We start from the raw sequence: 18,409 nt of genomic DNA, 5'->3' as shown, positions 1-18,409 counted from the left end.
ATGCAGCCCCCTCTCGCTGATCCGGTTCTCTATCAGACTCTCCTGGGTGTCCATGACGAAATGATGGACGTCAACGGCGCCATCATGCCCCATTGGCAACAGTGGTACGATGCCTTTTCCCGCTGGTCACCCAACCAGCGCAAGGCCAATTGGGACGAGCTGAACGAGGTCGTCCGGGAAACCGGCATTGCCTATGATCTGTTTGCCGACCCCAATGAAAACAAGCAGCCGTGGTCGATCGATCTGGCCCCGATCATCATCGCGCCGGAAGAGTGGCAGTGGCTGAGTGTGGCCCTGACGCAGCGCGCGCGCCTGTTCAATGCGATGCACAACGACCTTTACGGCCATCGCCGCCTGCTGCACGAAGGCTTCATCCCGGCAGCCCTCGTGCTGAGCGATCCGTCCTATCTGCGGCCGATGCGCGGCAACCAGAGCGCCTACAACGGCATCCAGTTCTATGCTGCCGACCTTGCCAAGAGCCCGGACGGCATCTGGCGCGTGCTCGATAACCATGCTGAAACCCCGGCAGGCCTCGGCTTTGCGCTGGCCAACCGCATTGCCATCACCCATTGCGAGGGCAACCTGTTCCGCTCAAGCAAGGCCATCCGGCTTGCCTCCTATTTTCAGCAGCTGCAATCGACGCTGACCAAGCGCACCGAGCTGGAAGACCCCTATATCGCCATCCTGTCGCCGGGACCGGAGCACCCGGATTATTTCTCCCATGCCTATCTGGCCCGCTATCTTGGCTATCTTCTGGTCGAGGGGGGAGACCTTGTCTACCAGAACAACCGGATCTGCCTCAAGACGCTCGCCGGCCTCAAGCCCATCGACCTGATCGTCCGCTCCATCGAAGGCCTCAATGCCGACCCGCTGGAGCTGAACCCGAACGGTGTCCACGGCACCACCTCAATGGTTCAGGCCATTCGGGACAAAGGCATCATCATGGCCAACCAGCTTGGCACGTCGATCGTCGAAAACAGGGCTCTGGCGCCTTACCTGCCGAAGGTCTGCAAATATCTGCTCGGCGAGGAGCTGATGCTGCACGAGGCGCCGCGCTGGTGGCTGGGCGACCCGAAAAGCCGCGCCCATGTGCTCGAAAATCTCGACAGCATGCTGATTTCGGAAGCCCACGAAGGCTCGGGCCGTCCCGGTGAAGCGCGCGCGGCAACGGATCCGACAACGCTTGACCCGGCAGGAAAACTGGCACTGGTCGACAGAATCATGCTGTTCGGCAATAGCATGGTGGCAGAGCAGAAAACCGGCTACGCGACCACACCGAGCTGGACCGGCGAGCAGCTCAAGCCCCATCCGTTCGCCATCCGCTTCTACAGCTCCCGCAAGGAACAGGGCTATGACGTCCTGCCCGGGGGCCTGTCCATGTCGGTCGGTGCCCAACAGGCCATCGGTCTGCATTCGCCCGAAGGCCTGACCCGCGATGTCTGGGTAGTTTCCGACAAGCAGCCCGAACCGTTCGAGAGCATCTGGGCCAGCATCGCCCGGCAGGGTTCCTATTCCCGGGCCGGACGTTCCCTGCAGAGCCGCATCGCCGACAACCTGTTCTGGCTCGGCCGCAACGTCGAGCGCGTGGAATGGCAGTTCCGCCTCTGCCGTCAGGCGCTGGCGCGTCTCAATGAGGACAGCGGACCGGAAGAAGATCAGCGGACGGTGGTTTCCGCGCTCAATACGCTCATTCTGCGTGCGCCCAAGGCGCGCGTGTTTGACGCCGGATTCGGCGGCATGAATGAGATCGAACGCCTCGTCCGCACCATCCTTTATGGCAAGGATCGCGCCTATGGCTTCCAGGAAAGCCTTGCCCACATGCACCGGCTGGCAGGCCTCACCCGCGACCGCATGTCGGCGGAAGCCCTGCGCATCCTCAACGAGTTTTTCACCAACCAGAAATGGTTCAAGGAACCGGGCTTCATGCACTCCGGCCATGTCATCGACCTGCTCGATGAGGGCCTGATGGTGCTGGCCGCCTTCTCCGGCATGGTCATGGAAAACATGACCCGCAACTATGGCTGGCGGTTCCTTGACATCGGTCGCCGCATCGAACGGGCGGAAAACCTTTCCGGCCTGCTCAACCGGCTCATCTTTGCTCCCGGCATGTCATGGGACGCTCCGCGGCGCCTGATGTTCATTCTGGAGGTTGCCGACAGCTTCATCACCTACCGTTCGCGCTATCGCATCACCCCAACGCTGTCGGCGGTGATCGATTTGCTACTGCTTGACGAGACCAACCCGCGCTCCATTGCCTTCCAGATCTCGGCGCTGCATGACCACATCAACTATCTGCCCAAGGAGCCGGAAATCGGCCTGCGCAGCGAGGAGAACCGGTTGATTCTGGAGCTGCTGACCGAACTGCAATTGTCCGAGGGCCACAAGCTGGCGCAGATACCGCAGTTGGAGCAGGGCAAGGAAATCGAACAGGTCATCACGGAAGAATGTCGCCTTGAGCAATTGCTGAACAACCAGATCTCCAAACTGCCCCAGCTGACCGAGCTGCTGACACGGCGCTATTTCACGCACACCGAAGAACAGACCCAGCGAATTTGACCGGACAGGAAGGTTTCCCAATCATGCGCTATCGCATAGCTCATAAGACCGAATACCGCTACTCGACACCGGTCGCCCAGTCGAACCATCTGGTGCATCTGACCCCCTGTCAGGTCGATGGGCAGTTTATCGAGGATCACGACCTGCTGATCACACCAAGGCCTGCTCACCGCAGGGACTTCACGGACTATTTCGGCAATTCGACAATTCATCTGACACTGGAAGAAGACCACACGCTGTTGTCCATCAATGCGGTAACCGTTGTCACCGTGACGCGGGACCAGACCGCGCTGCTCAAGCAGTCAACGGCCGCATGGGAAACCGTCCGCGACATGATGTTTGACCGCAATCATGTGGATCAGGCCGAATTCAGCTGCTATTCGAATTTCACCAATCCGACGTCCGAAATCGCGGCCTATGGTGCCCAGTCCTTCCCTCCGGGGCGACCGCTGATGGAAGGGGTCATGGAGCTGACCAGCCGGATCTTCAATGATTTCGAGTATGACAGCACCGTCACCGACATCTTCACGCCGATCAGTCAGGTATTCGAGATGAAAAGCGGGGTCTGTCAGGATTTCGCCCATTTCCAGCTCGCCTGTCTGCGCGCCCTCGGTTTGCCTGCACGCTATGTTTCGGGCTATCTACGCACCTACCCTCCGAAGGGTCAGCCACGGCTGGTCGGTGCCGATGCATCCCATGCCTGGATCTCGGTCTGGTGTCCGGAAGCGGGCTGGATCGACTTTGACCCGACCAACAACAAGGTCATTGCGGAGGAACATGTCACCCTGTCGATCGGCAGGGACTTTGGCGACGTCAGCCCCATTTCCGGCATCATCCTTGGCGGTGGCAACCACTTTGTGAATGTCTCCGTCGACGTCATGCCCATCGACAAGGATGGCAACGAGATCGGCCAGTCCATTTCCAGCCAAACCAATCCGGGCATCGTGATGCTGGAAAAGGACACCCTGAAGCCTCAGGCCCTCTCCCAGCGCTCCACGCCAATCCATGCGCAGGAGCAATCCCAGTCGCAATCCTCTGACCAGATCCTGCCAGGCGATCCACTGCCAGCCGACAGAACCTATTGACCTGACAGTCTGCCAGAGCTGCCGGAACCAGACCTCATCACGACGACAAAAGGGAAAGCCAAGCGCCGGTCTTCAGGCTGTGCGCGCCCGGCGGGCCAGATTGCGGCTCCAGTTACGGCCGGGTTCCTCGATGAACCGATAGGTGAAGGCGGCAAGCCCGATCGCCACGGCCAGCAGGAACAGCTGCAACAGGTCGCCCAGCCACAGATTGCCCGACAGGGACAACAGCTTGCCGGAGACAGCCGACGGCTCAAGCTGCATGTCCCCGAACAGGGTCACATGGAAGAAATGCTCAAGCACCATGGCGACAGCCCGCGCCACTGCGCGCACCAGTGCATGCACCATATAGATGGAATAGGAGAGCGTTCCCAGCAGCAGGAAGGGCCGCAGCAACAGCAGCCTGCTGAGCAACCCGGCCTCGCGGGAAAAGACCAGCACGGCAACGGCGAACATAAATGGCACCACGAGGAAATAGGATGGAGTGAGCCAGAATACCGTGAGATACCCGCCGATCAACAGCACGATGCCGATCTCGATCAGGCTGTCGGCAACAACACCCAGCCTCTCGGTCATTGCGGGCCATTCCTCTCGCAGCCGGAAGCAGATGACCCCGAGGGCAAAACCTTCAAGGCAGCGCACGAAACCATAATCGAAGGTCGAGTTCATCCCCTCCGGGCTCACCAGCCCCAGAATCAACGGCCCGGCAACCACCGCGATCAGCCACGGCCACAGGGCAGGCCCCACATAGGGGATGATCAGCGCGAACACCACATAGGCAGCAAATTCGGTGCTGATCGACCAGCTGGGGAAATTCAGCCACAGCGCATCATTCACGCCGAGCCCGTGAATCAACAACACATTTGTTGATATCGCCTGCCAGAGCTGCGGCCCCAACCCGTCCTTGGCGGCATCAATGAAAATGAAGGGCAGAATCATGAAGAAATGCAGCGGATAGACCCGGCCAAAGCGCAACATCATGAACCGGCCAATGCCAAAGCCTTCCGCCAACCGGTCACGATAGTTGGCAGCGATGACAAAGCCACTGAGGACAAAGAAGAAGTCAACAAACAGATAGGATGCCCGTATCAGCCCGAAGGATTGCAGATGGCTGACAGCGCCAAAATGATAGAGAGCGACAGCGCAGGCACACAGCCCGCGCCAACTGTCCAATGCAAGAAATCTGTCCGGTTTCTTTGTCATCTGGTACCCTCCGGTTCACGTCTGGCAGAAATGGGGATTGCAGCGAACCTAACCAAAACACCTTAAGACTTGGGAAATTTGCGTAAAAAAATGCAACAAAAGCAGATTGCTCAGCCAGCACAGCCAGCATATGGCGCAGTACCAAAAAATCCGGTTCAGCGAACAAACAAATCGGCACGAAAGCCAAGAGAAAAGAAGGACGGCTCCAAAGCGGTAGAGCCCCGCAATCGGCGGCAGAAAACCGGCCCTGAAAAGCAAAAAGGCCGCAACCGAAGTTGCAGCCTTTTATAATGGAGCGGGCGATGGGATTCGAACCCACGACCCCAACCTTGGCAAGGTTGTGCTCTACCCCTGAGCTACACCCGCGAAACTTGTCAGGTTTATCAAACCTTTAGCAACATCTTGCTGCGTCGCTGCGGCGCTCCGTGCCGTCTGTGGGTGCTTATATGTACGACCTGAGGAGCAATTGCAACAGGGAAATTACAAAAAATGTTTTTTTCCCACTGGATGTGCATTTTTTTCACAAACGGTGAAAAAGTCGCTGGGCCCACCCCCGGACAAACATCAGGCTTTGCCTTGATTAGACCATCGCTTCGCTCTATGAGCAGGTAGACCAATGAGGAGCCAGCCGTCCATCGCTGCTGTTAAAAAGGCACCCGACAGCCTCGCAATGCGGTATTGTGGCTCCCGATCACGCCTCCATAATCACCAGAGCCCATCACCAGAAGAAGAAAATGTCATCATCTCCCAAATGCAGCCGTCAGGATCTGCTCGATTTTCTGGTTTCCCTGAATATCGAAACAAAAACCTATGATCATGAGGCGGTGTTCACCGTCAGCGAAAGCCACAAGATCAAGCAACACCTGCCGGGTGGTCATACCAAGAATCTGTTTCTGAAGGACAAGAAGGGAAAGATGGTGCTCGTGGTCTGCCTCAACGACACCGAAGTCGACCTCAAGAGCTTTCACCACAAATATGACTGCGGCCGCGTCAGCTTCTGCAATGCCGATCTGTTGTGGGAGCATCTGGGTGTCCGCCCCGGCTCGGTCACGCCCTTTGCCCTCATCAACGACAAGGACAACAACGCCGTCAATCTGGTGCTTGACGCCAATCTGATGAAAGAGGAGCTGGTCAACTTCCACCCGCTGGAAAACACGGCAACCACCGCCATTACCAGCGAGGATCTGTTGCGCTTTGTGGAAGCCACCGGCCATGTGCCTACCATATTGGCACTGGAGAAGGACGCCGGGTAACAGCCGATTCGTCCCGCCGCCTCGCCTATGCACCACAGTTCCCCCGAAGTTCCCCCTGTTAATGGCCTATCAAGCCAATTGGGCATTGAACAAAATGGGCTGCTATCCCATATTGATGGCGACAAATCACGAGGCCTGCAGCTGATTTGCAGTCCGGCCTTGCTACCATGACCCTGACACTGTCCAGACCCTGAAGACAGGCACAGTCCCACACAAAAAGGACCGTCCAAATGAGCAACAACACCTACGGCTACGGAAGCGGCATGTCCGCAAACTACACCACCACGCAGGGTTCCGGATCGCAATCCTTCGGCGCAGTGCCAACCAGCGCTCCGAAGTTGGCCCCGAGACCCCAAAAGGATACCGGCCCGCTGATCAAGGACACCTCGACGCAGGAATTCATGCAGGACGTCATCGAGGCCTCCAGAAGCACGACGATTCTGGTCGATTTCTGGGCACCGTGGTGTGGTCCCTGCAAACAGCTGGCGCCTGCCCTCGAAAAGGCAGTGGCCGAAGCCAAGGGCCGCGTCAAGCTGGTCAAGCTCAACATCGACGATCACCCGGCGATCCCCCAGCAAATGGGTATCCAGTCGGTTCCGGCCGTGGTCGCCTTCAAGGATGGCCGCCCGGTGGACGGCTTCATGGGTGCCCAGCCTGCCAGCCAGATCAAGGCCTTCATCGACAAGAATGGCACCGAGCCGGAAGCAGATCCGCTTGATCAGGCCTGTGAACAGGCAACAGACCTGCTCAAGGCAGGCAATGTCACCGAAGCCGTGCAGCTTTTCGCCGCCATCCTGCAGCAGGTTCCCGACCACATCCCATCCATCGTCGGGCTGGCCAATGGCGCACTGGCACTGGAACAGGTGGACCGCGCCCGCGCCATCTTCGACAGCCTGCCCGAGGAAAGCCTTGGCGAGAAGGACGTGATTGCCCTCAAGGCCAGCCTGGAACTGGCAGAACAGAGCGCCGATCTGGGCGACCTGGCAGAGCTTCAGGCCAAGCTGGACGCCAATCCGGAAGACAATCAGGCCCAGTTCGACCTCGCCATCGCCCTCAACGGCAAGAACCGCAGGGAAGAGGCCGTCGACCAGCTGATCGCCATCATCAAGCGGGATCGCGAATGGAATGAAGACGGCGCCCGCAAGCAGCTTCTGCAGTTTTTCGAAAGCTGGGGCGTGATGGATCCGTCCAGCGTCTACGGCCGCAGACAGTTGTCTTCCATTCTCTTCGCCTAGGCACATTCAAACAGTCGCCCCTCTTGTCATGCAGGCGGGGCAATCACCAGCCTCACTCGAAAAGGCTGACATGACAGACAATTCGAAGCAGATCTGGCGATAACAAGGAGATCCAATGGCTCAGGCAGGCAACGCATATTATGACAGCCCGAGAGACATTCCGGCCATCATCCCGGTGTTTCCTCTTGAGGAAGCACTGTTGCTGCCGCGCACCCAGATGCCGTTGAACATCTTCGAGGAACGCTATCTGATGATGGTCGATTATGCCATCCACAAGGACAGGATCATCGGCATCATTCAGCCGCAGGCAGAGGCGGTCGACACCGATCAGGCCCCCGAGAAGCTCTATGCCCCCAAATTGCAGCAGGTGGGCTGTCTGGGCCGGGTGACGGCCTACGGCGAAACGGGCGATGGCCGGGTGCTCGTCACCCTGACCGGCATCTGCCGCTTCCGGGTGGTCAAGGAAATTCTGACCGACCTGCCGTTCCGGCTGGCCGAGATCGATTGTGAGGAGTTCGTCCACGACCTGATCGAGGGCCTTGGTGAAGATCAGGTCGATCGGGAAGGTTTGCTGGACGTATTCCGTGCCTTCCTTGACGCCAACGACATGGAAGCCGACTGGGAGAGCATAGCAAAATCCTCCAACGAGATTCTCGTCAACTCCCTTTCGATGATGAGTCCTTATGGCATCGCCGAGAAGCAGGCGCTGCTGGAAGCGGAAAGTTTGGCCTTGCGGGCGGACACCCTGATCGCCATGACCGAGATGCATCTGGCAAGCGAAAGCAGCGACACGCCCCAAACATTGCAGTAAGACAGGATTGGACTGGACAATGAGCGAGCAAGAGGTCCCGACACAGGCAGAGAGCGAGAAAACCGGCACGGTGGATCGGAAGCTTCTGGAGATTCTGGTCTGTCCGCTCACCAAGACCACGCTCAAATATGATGCCGAAGCCCAGGAGCTGATCAGCCATGCCGCAAGGCTCGCCTATCCGATCCGGGATGGCGTCCCCATCATGCTCCCCAGCGAAGCCCGCAAACTGGACGACTGAAACCGTCTAGACGCTAACGCCAGCTCAATGCCCCATCCGGCCAGTTATGACTAGAGAACTTCCCCCTGCAGAAGCCTTGGCACCTCGCCGCGATTGCCGGCCGCCTCTTCAATGAGCATCCGCTTGATGCCCGGCAGGCGGTCCACAACACCTAGGCCGAAATCACGGACATGACGCAGCACGCTGCTGTTGTTCGAGAACAGCCTGTTGAGCAGGTCGCAGGTCACTCCCATCTGCACCACATCGAACCGACGCCAGGACTGATAACGTTCAAGCACAGTGAGCGAGCCGATGTCCTGACCGAGGCGCGCCGCCTCCACGATGACCTCCGCAAGAGAAGCCACATCCTTGAAACCGAGATTGAGCCCCTGCCCGGCAATCGGGTGGATACCATGGGCTGCATCGCCGACAAGAGCAAAGCGCGGCGCCACATAGGAGCGGGCCAGCACCATGCCGAGGGGGAAGCCCTTGCGCGGCCCCTTCTCGGTGAGCGCGCCGAGCTGCTTGCCAAAGCGGCGTTCGAGTTCAAGCCCGAAAGTGAACTCATCCATTGCCAGAAGCCGTCTTGCATCATCCTTGCGCTCATTCCAGACGAGGGAAGAGCGGTTGCCCTTGAGCGGCAGAATGGCAAACGGGCCGGAGGGCAGAAAATGCTCCACCGCACAGCCTTCGTGCGGCCGCTCATGTTCGACCGTGGTGACAATGCCGACCTGATCATAATCAAACCGGTTGGTGGAGATGCCGGCAAGATCCCTCAGACGGGAGCGAACCCCGTCAGCGGCCACAAGTAGGCTGGCCTCCACCGACGCCCCCGACTGAAGCTTGAGGGAAGCGGCTGCGCCATCAACAATGAAATCCTTGACACTGTCCCCTTCCAGAATGTCGACACCGATGGCTCTGGCGGCATCCCCGAGGGCACCGACCATCGTGCCGTTGGGTACCATATAGGCAAAGGGCTCACCGTCCCCGGTGTCCCCTTCAAAGGTCAGCAACGCCGGACGGACGATATCCTTGAGCTTGCTGTCCGTAACCAGCATCTTGCGAATGGGCTCGGCTTCGGGCGCGATCCCGTCCCAGACGCCAAGTCCGCGCAGCATACGCGTAGCCGCAGACGCGATGGCAGAGGCGCGCTCATCGCGACGCATGGCCTCTGTTGCCTGCGGCTCCACCACCAGCACCGACAGCGCCCCGGCCTGACGCACCGCAAGGGCCAGAGACAGTCCGACATAGCCACCTCCGGCAACAACCAGATCATAGCGGTCTTTCAGTCGGATCCCGTTCTCATTGGCCCCGGTCGCCGCTGTGCCCGCCTGTCGTGGAGAAATCATGGTCTACGCCCCTCTTGCCTTTTTTCTGGCAGCATTGCCTCAAGCCGCCTGTTCGCTGAAGACGCGGCACCATAACGCGGCCATCGCCCTGTTTCCATTATATAGTGAGATCAAACCGGAAGATCTCGACAAACTGACTAGAGAAAGGATTTTTTTGTCTCTCGAGAGTTTGCTATAAGCATTTGAACAGAGTCGCCGCTTTCCCGGCAGGCACTCCCTCCCCCATTTGTTCACGTCACTTTTTCAGGACCTTTCATGACTTCCGCAATTGACACCCTGCTCCACATTCTCGATCTCGAAACACTGGAAACAGATCTGTTCCGTGGCATGAGCCCACAGGATGGCTGGCAGCGTGTTTTCGGTGGTCAGGTTATCGGTCAGGCGCTCGTTGCCGCTTCCCGCACGGTCGCACCCGAGCGCGGGGCCCATTCCCTGCACTGCTATTTCATGCGCCCGGGCGACCCCAAGACCCCGATCATCTACAAGGTGGACAACCTGCGCGACGGTCGCTCCTTTTCCTCCCGGCGCGTTCTGGCCATCCAGCACGGCAAGGCCATCTTCAATATGGCCGCTTCTTTCCACAAGAAGGAAGAAGGCTTCTCCCACCAGATCGAGATGCCTGACATTCCGGGCCCGGAAGACCTGCCCACCGAGGCCGAGGTTTTCGAGAGCTATGTCGCCAAGGCGCCAGACAACATCAAGGCCTATTTCCGCCGCGAGCGCCCCATTGAGCTGCGCCCGATCAGCATGGAGCATTATGTGACCCGTACAAAGCTGGAGCCGCAGCAATATATCTGGGTGCGCACCACGTCCAAGCTGCCCGATGACCCGGCGATCCACAAATGCGCCCTCGCCTATGCCTCCGACATGACGCTGCTGGACACATCGCTGTTCGCCCATGGTCTGTCGGTCTTCAGCACCTCGATCAGCGCGGCAAGCCTTGACCATGCAATGTGGTTCCATGGTGACTTCCGGGCCGACGAATGGCTGCTCTATTGTCAGGACAGCCCGTGGGCAGGTGGAGCCCGCAGCTTCAACCGCGGCAGCCTCTACAAGCGAGACGGCACGCTGGTGGCCTCGGCCGCACAGGAGGGTCTGATCCGGGAAATGGATGACTAGAAGCGGGATTCCGCCGGAAAACTGCGGATTATTTAGTACCAACGCACAATCAATGTGCAGATTGAAACCTTGAAATGACTCAATACTTTTCTCTCACCACAAAACAGCCATAAAATGTGCACGAAAATTAGGCAATTTTAGAAAATTGCACATATTTACTGCACAATCACTGTCTGCCCAAATATGAAGCAAAGATCAATTTTTTAGCCTGATCGGAATTTTAGACAGAGATTCAATAACTTAATAAAAAGTTACGAAACTGGCACGGCTTTTGTAAGAGAGAAGCCACAAAACAAGAAGTTTTGCCCCAGGTGAATCAATTTTGGGGCACGACATGCAAAACCCGTCAGAGGGACAAAACCCATAAGAGGGACATGAGAGAGTGCCATGAAGTTCATTATTGCCATTATCAAGCCTTTCAAGTTGGAAGCTGTGCGTGAAGCACTGTCTGCCGAAGGCATTGAAGGCCTGACCGTTACTGAAGTTAAGGGCTTTGGTCGTCAGCGCGGTCATACCGAGATCTATCGCGGAACCGAATATTCCGTCAGCTTTCTGCCTAAACTGAAGATTGAAGTCGCTGTTACGGCTGATAAGGCCGAAAAGACCATTGAAGCCATCTCGAAGGCTGCAGCAACCGGCCAGATCGGTGATGGCAAGATTTTTGTAACTTCACTCGAGCATGTCATGCGCATCCGTACCGGCGAAACCGACAACGACGCGCTCTAAGCCAAACCCCAATCAAGTAGAAGTGAAAAACAAGGACAATCAAATGTCAAAAGTAACCCTTGCCCTTCTTGTTGGCGCAGCAAGCCTTGTGGCCGGTCCGGCCCTCGCACAGGAAGCTGCAGAAGCCGCAGCAGCAGCGCCTGCAGCAACCGGCGAAGCTGCAGCTCATACGCAATATATCTTCAACACCCTGCTCTTCTTGATCGGTGGCTTCCTTGTGATGTGGATGGCCGCGGGCTTTGCCATGCTCGAAGCCGGTCTCGTTCGCTCCAAGAACGTATCGATGCAGAGCATGAAGAACGTCTCCCTTTATGCCGTTGCAGGCATCATGTACTACCTCATCGGCTACAACCTGATGTATGTCGGTGTTGACGGCGGCTACATCGGCACCTTCTCCTTCATGTATGAACTGGATCCGGTTGGCGGCAACGCTCTCGATACCGGCTATTCCACTGGCTCCGACTGGTTCTTCCAGATGGTATTCGTTGCAACCGCAGCATCGGTTGTTTCCGGCACCCTGGCCGAGCGCGTCAAACTGTGGCCGTTCATGATCTTCACCTGCGTCCTGACCGCCTTCATCTACCCGATTGCCGGTTCCTGGCAGTGGGGTGCAGGCTGGCTTTCCGAAATGGGCTTCTCCGATTTCGCAGGCTCCACCCTCGTTCACTCCGTAGGCGGCTGGGCAGCTCTGTCTGGTGTTCTTCTGCTCGGTGCTCGTAAGGGCAAATATGGCGCAGACGGCTCAGTCAACCCGATGCCTGCTTCCAACATTCCGCTGGCAACCCTTGGCACCTTCATCCTGTGGCTCGGCTGGTTCGGCTTCAACGGTGCTTCCCAGCTCGCTATGGGCACCATCGGTGACGTTTCCGACGTTTCCCGCATCTTTGCCAACACCAACATGGCTGCTGCCGGTGGTGTGGTTGCCGCAATGATCCTGCTGCAGATCCTTTACAAGAAGGTCGACGTGACCATGGTTCTCAACGGCGCTCTGGCCGGCTTGGTCTCCATCACTGCTGAACCTCTGAACCCGACCATCGGCGAATCCATCGTCATCGGTGCCATCGGCGCTGTTCTGGTCATCATCGTTGTTCCGCTTCTCGACAAGCTGAAAATCGATGACGTGGTCGGTGCCATCCCGGTTCACCTTGTCTGCGGTATCTGGGGCACCATGATTGTTCCATTCACCAACTCCGAGACCTCCTACGTCACCCAGTTCATCGGTGTTGTCTCCTACGGTGCCTTCACGCTGGTCTGCTCCTTCATCGTCTGGGGCATCCTGAAAGCAACCATGGGCATTCGTGTCACCGAAGAAGAAGAATACATGGGTCTCGACAAAGCCGAAATCGGTGTCGAAGCTTACCCGGAATTCGGCGTTGGCAGTCAGCGAGTATAATAAATGGGCAAAGGCGGAGTCCTCCTGATCACCTTCTCCGCCTAACCAGCCCACGGCCTACTTGCACAGGCCCAGAGGGGGAAACCCGTCGGACTTCCGACGGGTTTCTTTTTTTGTCCGCATCGTCACGCGCCATGACATTGGCGCCACCCGATACGCATCTCCCCCTCCGAGGGCAACGACGGGACGCAGCCCGAAATTCAACCAAATTCGCGCCTTCTTGCGCCTAAACCGAATGTTTGTCTTGCCATCACCCCAAAGACCCCCTAAACCGGCTGTAACCTCGTGATCTCAATTGGAGTTGCACCTATGAATATTAGCGAAATCCCTGCTGGCAAGGACGCCCCGGAAGACATCTACGTTGTCATCGAAGTCCCGAAGGGCTCCTCGGTCAAATATGAAGTCGACAAGGCCTCTGGCGCGGTCTTCGTCGATCGCTTCCTCTTCACCCCGATGGCCTATCCTTGTGATTACGGCTTCATCCCGAACACCCTGGCCGATGATGGCGACCCGATCGACGTGCTGGTCGTCGGCGACGCACAGCTGACCCCGGGCGTTGTCATGCGCGCCCGCCCGATCGGCGTTCTGATCATGGAAGACGATGGCGGCAAGGACGAGAAGGTCGTCGCTGTTCCGCACAGCAAGCTGACCACGCACTATGATCACATCAAGACCTATGAGGATCTGCCCAAGAACCTCGTTGAACAGATCAAGCATTTCTTCGAGCACTACAAGGATCTCGAACCCGGCAAATGGGTCAAGATCGAAGACTGGGCCGGTCCGGAAAAGGCCAAGGAAATGATCCAGATCTCCATCGACAACATGAAGAAGTAAGCCTTCAGGTCGACCAGAATCAAGAAAGCGCGGCAACCTTGCGGTTCCGCGCTTTCTCATGAACAAACGGGTGTCCTGTGGGATGAAGCGCCAGTGACGCCTCTTTCAGCACCCCCGGCTCAATAGAAGCCGGTGCGCAGCAGGTTCCGGATGAAAAAGATTGCCAGCAGCAGAATGACTGGCGACAGGTCCAGCCCGCCAATGGCCGGGATGACAGAGCGGATACGCCCCAGCACCGGCTCGGTCAAACGCCAGCAGACTTCATAGATGGAAGAAACAATCTGGTTGCGCGGGTTGACGATATTGAAGGCAAACAGCCAGGAGAACACTGCGGAGGCAATCACCACATAGGTATAGATTGCCAGAATCTGATCGATCAGAAGAAGTAAAGCCGTCATAGGTACCCTCATTTTCAGAAAAGTCTTCGAGGCCGACAAGACCATTCTGAATATCGTGTGCTGGCCCCGACCTTTACAAGCCGAAAACCCTGTTGTCAGACATGTAGCGATCCCTGCCCGAGCCTGCAAGGCCTGATCGGTCATTCATGGTGGCATTCGAGTGTGCTGTGAATTCTCCAGATGCCACCAAAAGCCATGAGCAATAGCCCTGAAGCCTGCTTGTCTTATCGCAAAACTCTCTTAACGTTTTGAAAAGAGGCACCAGTTTGCGGCCCCTTGACGCGCAAAAAGCCCCGATACATACGCAAGCACAGCTGCATCGGAGCTTTCTGAAAGAAGATGCTGGCTACGCAACACCAGATGCCAGCTTGCCATCTATAGAGCAAGGGACGTGCCAACCGGTCGGCAGCAGCCGCGAAGACAGATCTGGTGGGAATAGGCAAAAATACGATACAAGATATTGAAATATCGACAGGAACAAAAAGGCTTTGGTAAGGAATCCTGCCGCAAATTGCAAAGCGCACCTCGCAATTTGCACGAGTGAGCCCTGCCGTCCATCACGCGGGACCGGGTCCAATCCACATGTCAAGAAACCGGTTCAGCCAGCGCTCGACATCCGGATCATACGCACTGCGTTCGCGGAAATGGTCGCCCCGCTTGCGGGCACCGGCAACTGTCAGATGATCGGCGGCAACAGTCGTCCACTGATGCATCATCTGCAAGGTCACTTCCGGGTGGAACTGAATGCCATAGGCATTCTGGCCATAGCGCATGGCCTGATTCTGAAAATAACAGCTGGTCGCCAGTTGCTCGGCACCGGCAGGTAGCGAAAAGCCTTCCTTGTGCCACTGATAGACCTTCTGGGGCCAGGGAAACAGCGTCTGCCCCTGTTCGGTCGGCTCGATGTCGTAATAGCCACGCTCCACCAGACCGCAGGGATGCAGACCCACCTGCCCCCCGAGCTGCCGCGACAGCATTTGCGCTCCCAGACAGATCCCGAGAAACGGCGCGTCATCGCTGAGAGGAACCGAGATCCAGTCGATCTCCTGCCGCACATAGTCCTCTTCGTCATTGGCGCTCATCGGACCACCGAAAATCACGGCCCCGGCGTGCTCCTGCATGCTCTGAGGCAATGGATCGCCAAACCGCGGGCGACGGATATCAAGCGTGAAGCCCCTTTGCTCGAGAAGATAGCCCACGCGCCCCGGCGTGGAATTCTCCTGATGCAGGACAATCAGTATCTTTCGCAAATCATTCGTCATTCGGCCTCTTTTTCAATCTGCCCCTGCACATGCTGCCGCATCCTGATGCGATCGCGGCGCGAAACCCCGAGCAGCTCGGAAACCCGCCAGACCAGATTGTCCTCGAATTCGTGAATATGACCATCGGCAAAGACAAGCTGCCACATCATCTCGATGATCTGGATCCGTCCCTTTTCATCAAGCTCGCGCTTCAACACCGAGGTGAATTTGTAGAGGTCCACCGACTCCTCATCGCACTTGCTGGCAAAGTCGATCAGGGCATCGGTCTCGTCATCACTGAGCGCATAGTGACGCTTCAGCACCTTGCGGATTTCATCAGCTTCCGTATCGTCAACCTCGCCATCAATTGACATCAGGTGGACGAGAAGCGCCGCAGTTGCCACCCGCAGATCATTGTCGGAGAAGACATGGCTCTCATCCGAGGCTCCGGCAAGATCGCGAAACAGCTGCATCAGGCTATCAAACATTGTCAATTCCAGTCTTGTTTTTCTTACTACATATAATCATGCAGATATTTCAGTCAATTATATGGACAGACTATTCTGGTTCAAAGAATGATCCATATATTCGACAGTGCCTGTCGCTTTCCCTTTGGCAACAATAGGAATAGTCTGTGGCCAAATCATATAGGGTCGGGGGTGAATATTTCGAGAATACGTCAGATTGATCATATAGATCAGTGTTATTTGAGAAGACAATCGAACTTAAAGAATCATGTTACGGGAGGATATCATGCATAGTCGCAAATTGGGAAAAGATGGATTCAGCGTCAGCGAAGTCGGTCTTGGCTGTTGGCAACTGGGTGCCGACTGGGGTGCGGCAGTGGCAGAGGAAGCCGGCCTTGCCATTCTTGAAACCGCCCTTGAGAAGGGTGTCACCTTCTTTGACACCGCCAACGTTTATGGTGACGGCAAGAGCGAAAGCCTGATCGGCAAGTTCCTCAAGGGCAAGGACAGTCCGAACATCCGCGTTGCCACCAAGTTCGGCCGTGGCGATGTCTATCCGAATGGCTACACCGAGCAATCCCTGCGGGCCGGTATCGACGCGTCCCGCAAGCGCCTTGGCATGGACAGCCTTGATCTGGTGCAGCTCCACTGCATTCCGACCGAGGTCATGCGGCAAGGAGCCATTTTCGATTGGCTGCGCGCCCTGCAGTCCGAAGGCGTGATCAAGCATTTCGGTGCCAGCGTGGAAACGGTCGAGGAAGGCCTGATGTGCATCGAACAGGAAGGCCTGTTGAGCCTTCAGGTGATCTACAACATCTTCCGCCAGAAGCTGACCGATGAGCTGTTGCCACAGGCCAAGGCCAAAGGTGTCGGCATCATCGTTCGCCTGCCGCTCGCCAGTGGCATCCTGTCCGGCAAATTCACTGTCGACACGAAATTCGCTGAAAATGACCACCGCAATTTCAACCGCGACGGCCAATTCTTCAACGTTGGCGAAACCTTCGCCGGTCTGCCCTATGAGAAGGGGCTTGAGCTGGTCGAGGAACTGAAGGCGATGCTACCCGAAGGCATGAGCATGGCAGACATGGCCCAGCGCTGGATTCTGGATCATGATGCCGTTTCCACCATCATCCCCGGAGCCAGCCGACCAGAGCAGATCGGGCGCAATGCCGTCATCTCCGATCTTTCGCCGCTGCCGCAACAACTGCATGACGACCTCATCTCCTTCTATCAGGAAAAGGTCGCCCAGCATGTCCGTGGCGCTTATTGATCCCTACGCAGTCCCGGCCTTCAAACATAAAAACCCCGCCAACCGGCGGGGTTTTCTATTTGGGCCAACCTGGCTTCAGGCGGTGAGGCTCTGCATATCGATGACAAAACGATAATGCACATCCGAGCGTTCCATCCGCTCGTAGGCGGTATTGATATCCTTGATGTCAATCATCTCCACTTCCGGATTGATACCGAAGCGGGCACAGAAATCGAGACATTCCTGGGTTTCCTTGATGCCTCCGATAATCGACCCGGCAACCCGGCGGCGACCACGGATCATGAACGGCGTTGTCAACTCTTCCAGCGGCCCGATCTGGCCCACCAGACACAGCGTGCCGTCGATATCCAGCAGCGGCAGATAGGGGTTGATGTCATGCTTCACCGGAACCGTGTCGATGATCAGATCGAAAGCATTGGCATAGGCGCCCATCTGCTCGGCATCCTTGGAGACGAGGAAATTATGCGCCCCGAGGTCGTCCGCATCCTTCTTCTTGTCGGCGGAACGAGAAATCACCGTGACGATGGCACCCATCGCGTGGGCCAGCTTGATGGCCATGTGACCAAGGCCACCCATGCCGACAACACCGACGCGTGACCCCGGCCCGACATTCCACTCGCGCAGCGGCGAATAGGTGGTGATCCCGGCGCAGAGCAGCGGCGCAGCCTTGCTGATATCGAGCCCTTCAGGAACGGACAGCACAAACTCCTCGCGCACAATGATATTGTTGGAATAGCCACCGCGGGTAATGTCGCCGGTCTGGCGATCCGGAGCATTGTAGGTGCCGGTCCAGCCTTCGCGGCAATATTGCTCGTGATCCTTCCTGCACTGGTCACATTCCTGACAGCTGTCCACCATGCAGCCGACGGCAACGATGTCGCCAACCTTGTATTTGCTGACATCTGGCCCGATCTCGCTGACGCGGCCGACGATCTCATGGCCGGGAACGAAGGGATACACGGTCCTGCCCCAGTCGTTTTTTACATAATGCAGGTCTGAATGGCAGACGCCGCAATAGAGAATGTCCATGGCAACGTCATTGTCGCGCAGGGCCCGGCGCTCAAAGGAAAAGGGCTCCAGCGCGCCCCCGACCGAATGCGCTGCATAACCAATTGATTTCATTGTTCTGTCCTTAAAGTGTAGCGAAAAATGCGAGGCAGAGGAGGCCGTCACCAAACACCCATCGCGCCTCGGGGAGGACCGGCGGGGAGCCGCGGCTTGAAAGGATCTCGAGGGCGGGCGGGATTTTGGCGAC

The 18,409-nt window shown here is 57.2% G+C and carries 17 protein-coding genes and 1 tRNA gene; 11 read left to right on the top strand and 7 right to left on the bottom strand.

What is annotated here, in order from left to right; all coding sequences use genetic code 11:
* Window positions 1-2,556: a circularly permuted type 2 ATP-grasp protein gene (locus DSL70_RS01850; protein ID WP_162916280.1), complete on the top strand. Its 2,556-nt coding sequence runs from the start codon at window positions 1-3 to the stop codon at window positions 2,554-2,556.
* A 23-nt stretch (window positions 2,557-2,579) separates the two neighbouring features.
* On the top strand, window positions 2,580-3,641 hold the full coding sequence (locus DSL70_RS01845; RefSeq protein WP_119306173.1) for a transglutaminase family protein: 1,062 nt from the start codon (window positions 2,580-2,582) through the stop codon (window positions 3,639-3,641).
* Window positions 3,642-3,713: 72 nt separating this feature from the next.
* Here DSL70_RS01845 and DSL70_RS01840 read toward each other — a convergent pair whose 3' ends face one another.
* Window positions 3,714-4,841 carry an acyltransferase family protein gene (locus DSL70_RS01840; protein ID WP_119306172.1) on the bottom strand — a complete coding sequence of 376 codons (1,128 nt, stop codon included), beginning with the start codon at window positions 4,839-4,841 and terminating at the stop codon, window positions 3,714-3,716.
* 291 nt (window positions 4,842-5,132) lie between these two features.
* Window positions 5,133-5,207 (bottom strand) — tRNA-Gly (locus tag DSL70_RS01835).
* Window positions 5,208-5,575: 368 nt separating this feature from the next.
* Here DSL70_RS01835 and DSL70_RS01830 point away from each other — a divergent pair.
* From DSL70_RS01830 to DSL70_RS01815, 4 genes are all read left to right on the top strand, one after another.
* Entirely contained in the window at window positions 5,576-6,094 is a 519-nt protein-coding gene (locus DSL70_RS01830) for a prolyl-tRNA synthetase associated domain-containing protein (protein ID WP_119306171.1), read from the top strand.
* Between the two features lie 230 nt (window positions 6,095-6,324).
* A complete protein-coding gene (gene trxA / locus DSL70_RS01825; protein ID WP_119306170.1) occupies window positions 6,325-7,329 on the top strand; it encodes a thioredoxin in 1,005 nt (334 codons plus the stop codon).
* Between the two features lie 115 nt (window positions 7,330-7,444).
* Entirely contained in the window at window positions 7,445-8,140 is a 696-nt protein-coding gene (locus DSL70_RS01820; RefSeq protein ID WP_119306169.1) for an LON peptidase substrate-binding domain-containing protein, read from the top strand.
* A 19-nt stretch (window positions 8,141-8,159) separates the two neighbouring features.
* Window positions 8,160-8,378, top strand: coding sequence for a Trm112 family protein (locus DSL70_RS01815; RefSeq protein WP_119306168.1), 219 nt, complete (start codon window positions 8,160-8,162; stop codon window positions 8,376-8,378).
* Between the two features lie 50 nt (window positions 8,379-8,428).
* Here the strand turns inward: DSL70_RS01815 and DSL70_RS01810 are convergent, their stop codons facing one another.
* Window positions 8,429-9,706, bottom strand: a complete 1,278-nt coding sequence (locus DSL70_RS01810; RefSeq protein WP_119306167.1) for a ubiquinone biosynthesis hydroxylase — start codon at window positions 9,704-9,706, stop codon at window positions 8,429-8,431.
* A gap of 255 nt (window positions 9,707-9,961) precedes the next feature.
* On the opposite strand from DSL70_RS01810, the gene tesB reads away from it, so the two are divergent.
* From tesB to ppa, 4 genes are all read left to right on the top strand, one after another.
* Window positions 9,962-10,825 carry an acyl-CoA thioesterase II gene (gene tesB, locus DSL70_RS01800; protein ID WP_119306165.1) on the top strand — a complete coding sequence of 288 codons (864 nt, stop codon included), beginning with the start codon at window positions 9,962-9,964 and terminating at the stop codon, window positions 10,823-10,825.
* Between the two features lie 387 nt (window positions 10,826-11,212).
* Entirely contained in the window at window positions 11,213-11,551 is a 339-nt protein-coding gene (locus tag DSL70_RS01795; protein WP_090074510.1) for a P-II family nitrogen regulator, read from the top strand.
* Between the two features lie 43 nt (window positions 11,552-11,594).
* The gene (locus DSL70_RS01790) at window positions 11,595-12,944 is read left to right on the top strand and encodes an ammonium transporter (RefSeq protein ID WP_119306579.1); all 1,350 of its coding nucleotides are present in this window, start codon (window positions 11,595-11,597) and stop codon (window positions 12,942-12,944) included.
* Between the two features lie 309 nt (window positions 12,945-13,253).
* Window positions 13,254-13,778: an inorganic diphosphatase gene (ppa, locus tag DSL70_RS01785; RefSeq protein ID WP_119306164.1), complete on the top strand. Its 525-nt coding sequence runs from the start codon at window positions 13,254-13,256 to the stop codon at window positions 13,776-13,778.
* Between the two features lie 119 nt (window positions 13,779-13,897).
* On the opposite strand, the gene DSL70_RS01780 is transcribed toward ppa, so the two are convergent.
* From DSL70_RS01780 to DSL70_RS01770, 3 genes are all read right to left on the bottom strand, one after another.
* A complete protein-coding gene (locus tag DSL70_RS01780) occupies window positions 13,898-14,176 on the bottom strand; it encodes a YggT family protein (RefSeq protein ID WP_119306163.1) in 279 nt (92 codons plus the stop codon).
* A gap of 557 nt (window positions 14,177-14,733) precedes the next feature.
* Window positions 14,734-15,438, bottom strand: a complete 705-nt coding sequence (locus DSL70_RS01775) for a glutamine amidotransferase (RefSeq protein WP_119306162.1) — start codon at window positions 15,436-15,438, stop codon at window positions 14,734-14,736.
* Window positions 15,435-15,905, bottom strand: coding sequence for a tellurite resistance TerB family protein (locus DSL70_RS01770; RefSeq protein WP_119306161.1), 471 nt, complete (start codon window positions 15,903-15,905; stop codon window positions 15,435-15,437). The genes DSL70_RS01775 and DSL70_RS01770 overlap by 4 nt, the downstream gene beginning before the upstream one ends.
* 265 nt (window positions 15,906-16,170) lie before the next feature.
* Here DSL70_RS01770 and DSL70_RS01765 point away from each other — a divergent pair, with 265 nt between their 5' ends.
* Complete coding sequence (locus DSL70_RS01765; RefSeq protein WP_119306578.1) at window positions 16,171-17,154, top strand: aldo/keto reductase; 984 nt, start codon at window positions 16,171-16,173, stop codon at window positions 17,152-17,154.
* A 75-nt stretch (window positions 17,155-17,229) separates the two neighbouring features.
* Here DSL70_RS01765 and DSL70_RS01760 read toward each other — a convergent pair whose 3' ends face one another.
* Window positions 17,230-18,276, bottom strand: a complete 1,047-nt coding sequence (locus tag DSL70_RS01760; RefSeq protein ID WP_119306160.1) for an NAD(P)-dependent alcohol dehydrogenase — start codon at window positions 18,274-18,276, stop codon at window positions 17,230-17,232.
* Window positions 18,277-18,409 lie beyond the last annotated feature (133 nt).

Origin of the sequence: Cohaesibacter haloalkalitolerans (assembly GCF_003574655.1) — a bacterium.
GTDB lineage: Bacteria > Pseudomonadota > Alphaproteobacteria > Rhizobiales > Cohaesibacteraceae > Cohaesibacter > Cohaesibacter haloalkalitolerans.
The sequence above is the reverse complement of the archived record's forward strand: the minus strand, read 5'-3'. Positions and strand labels throughout refer to the sequence as shown.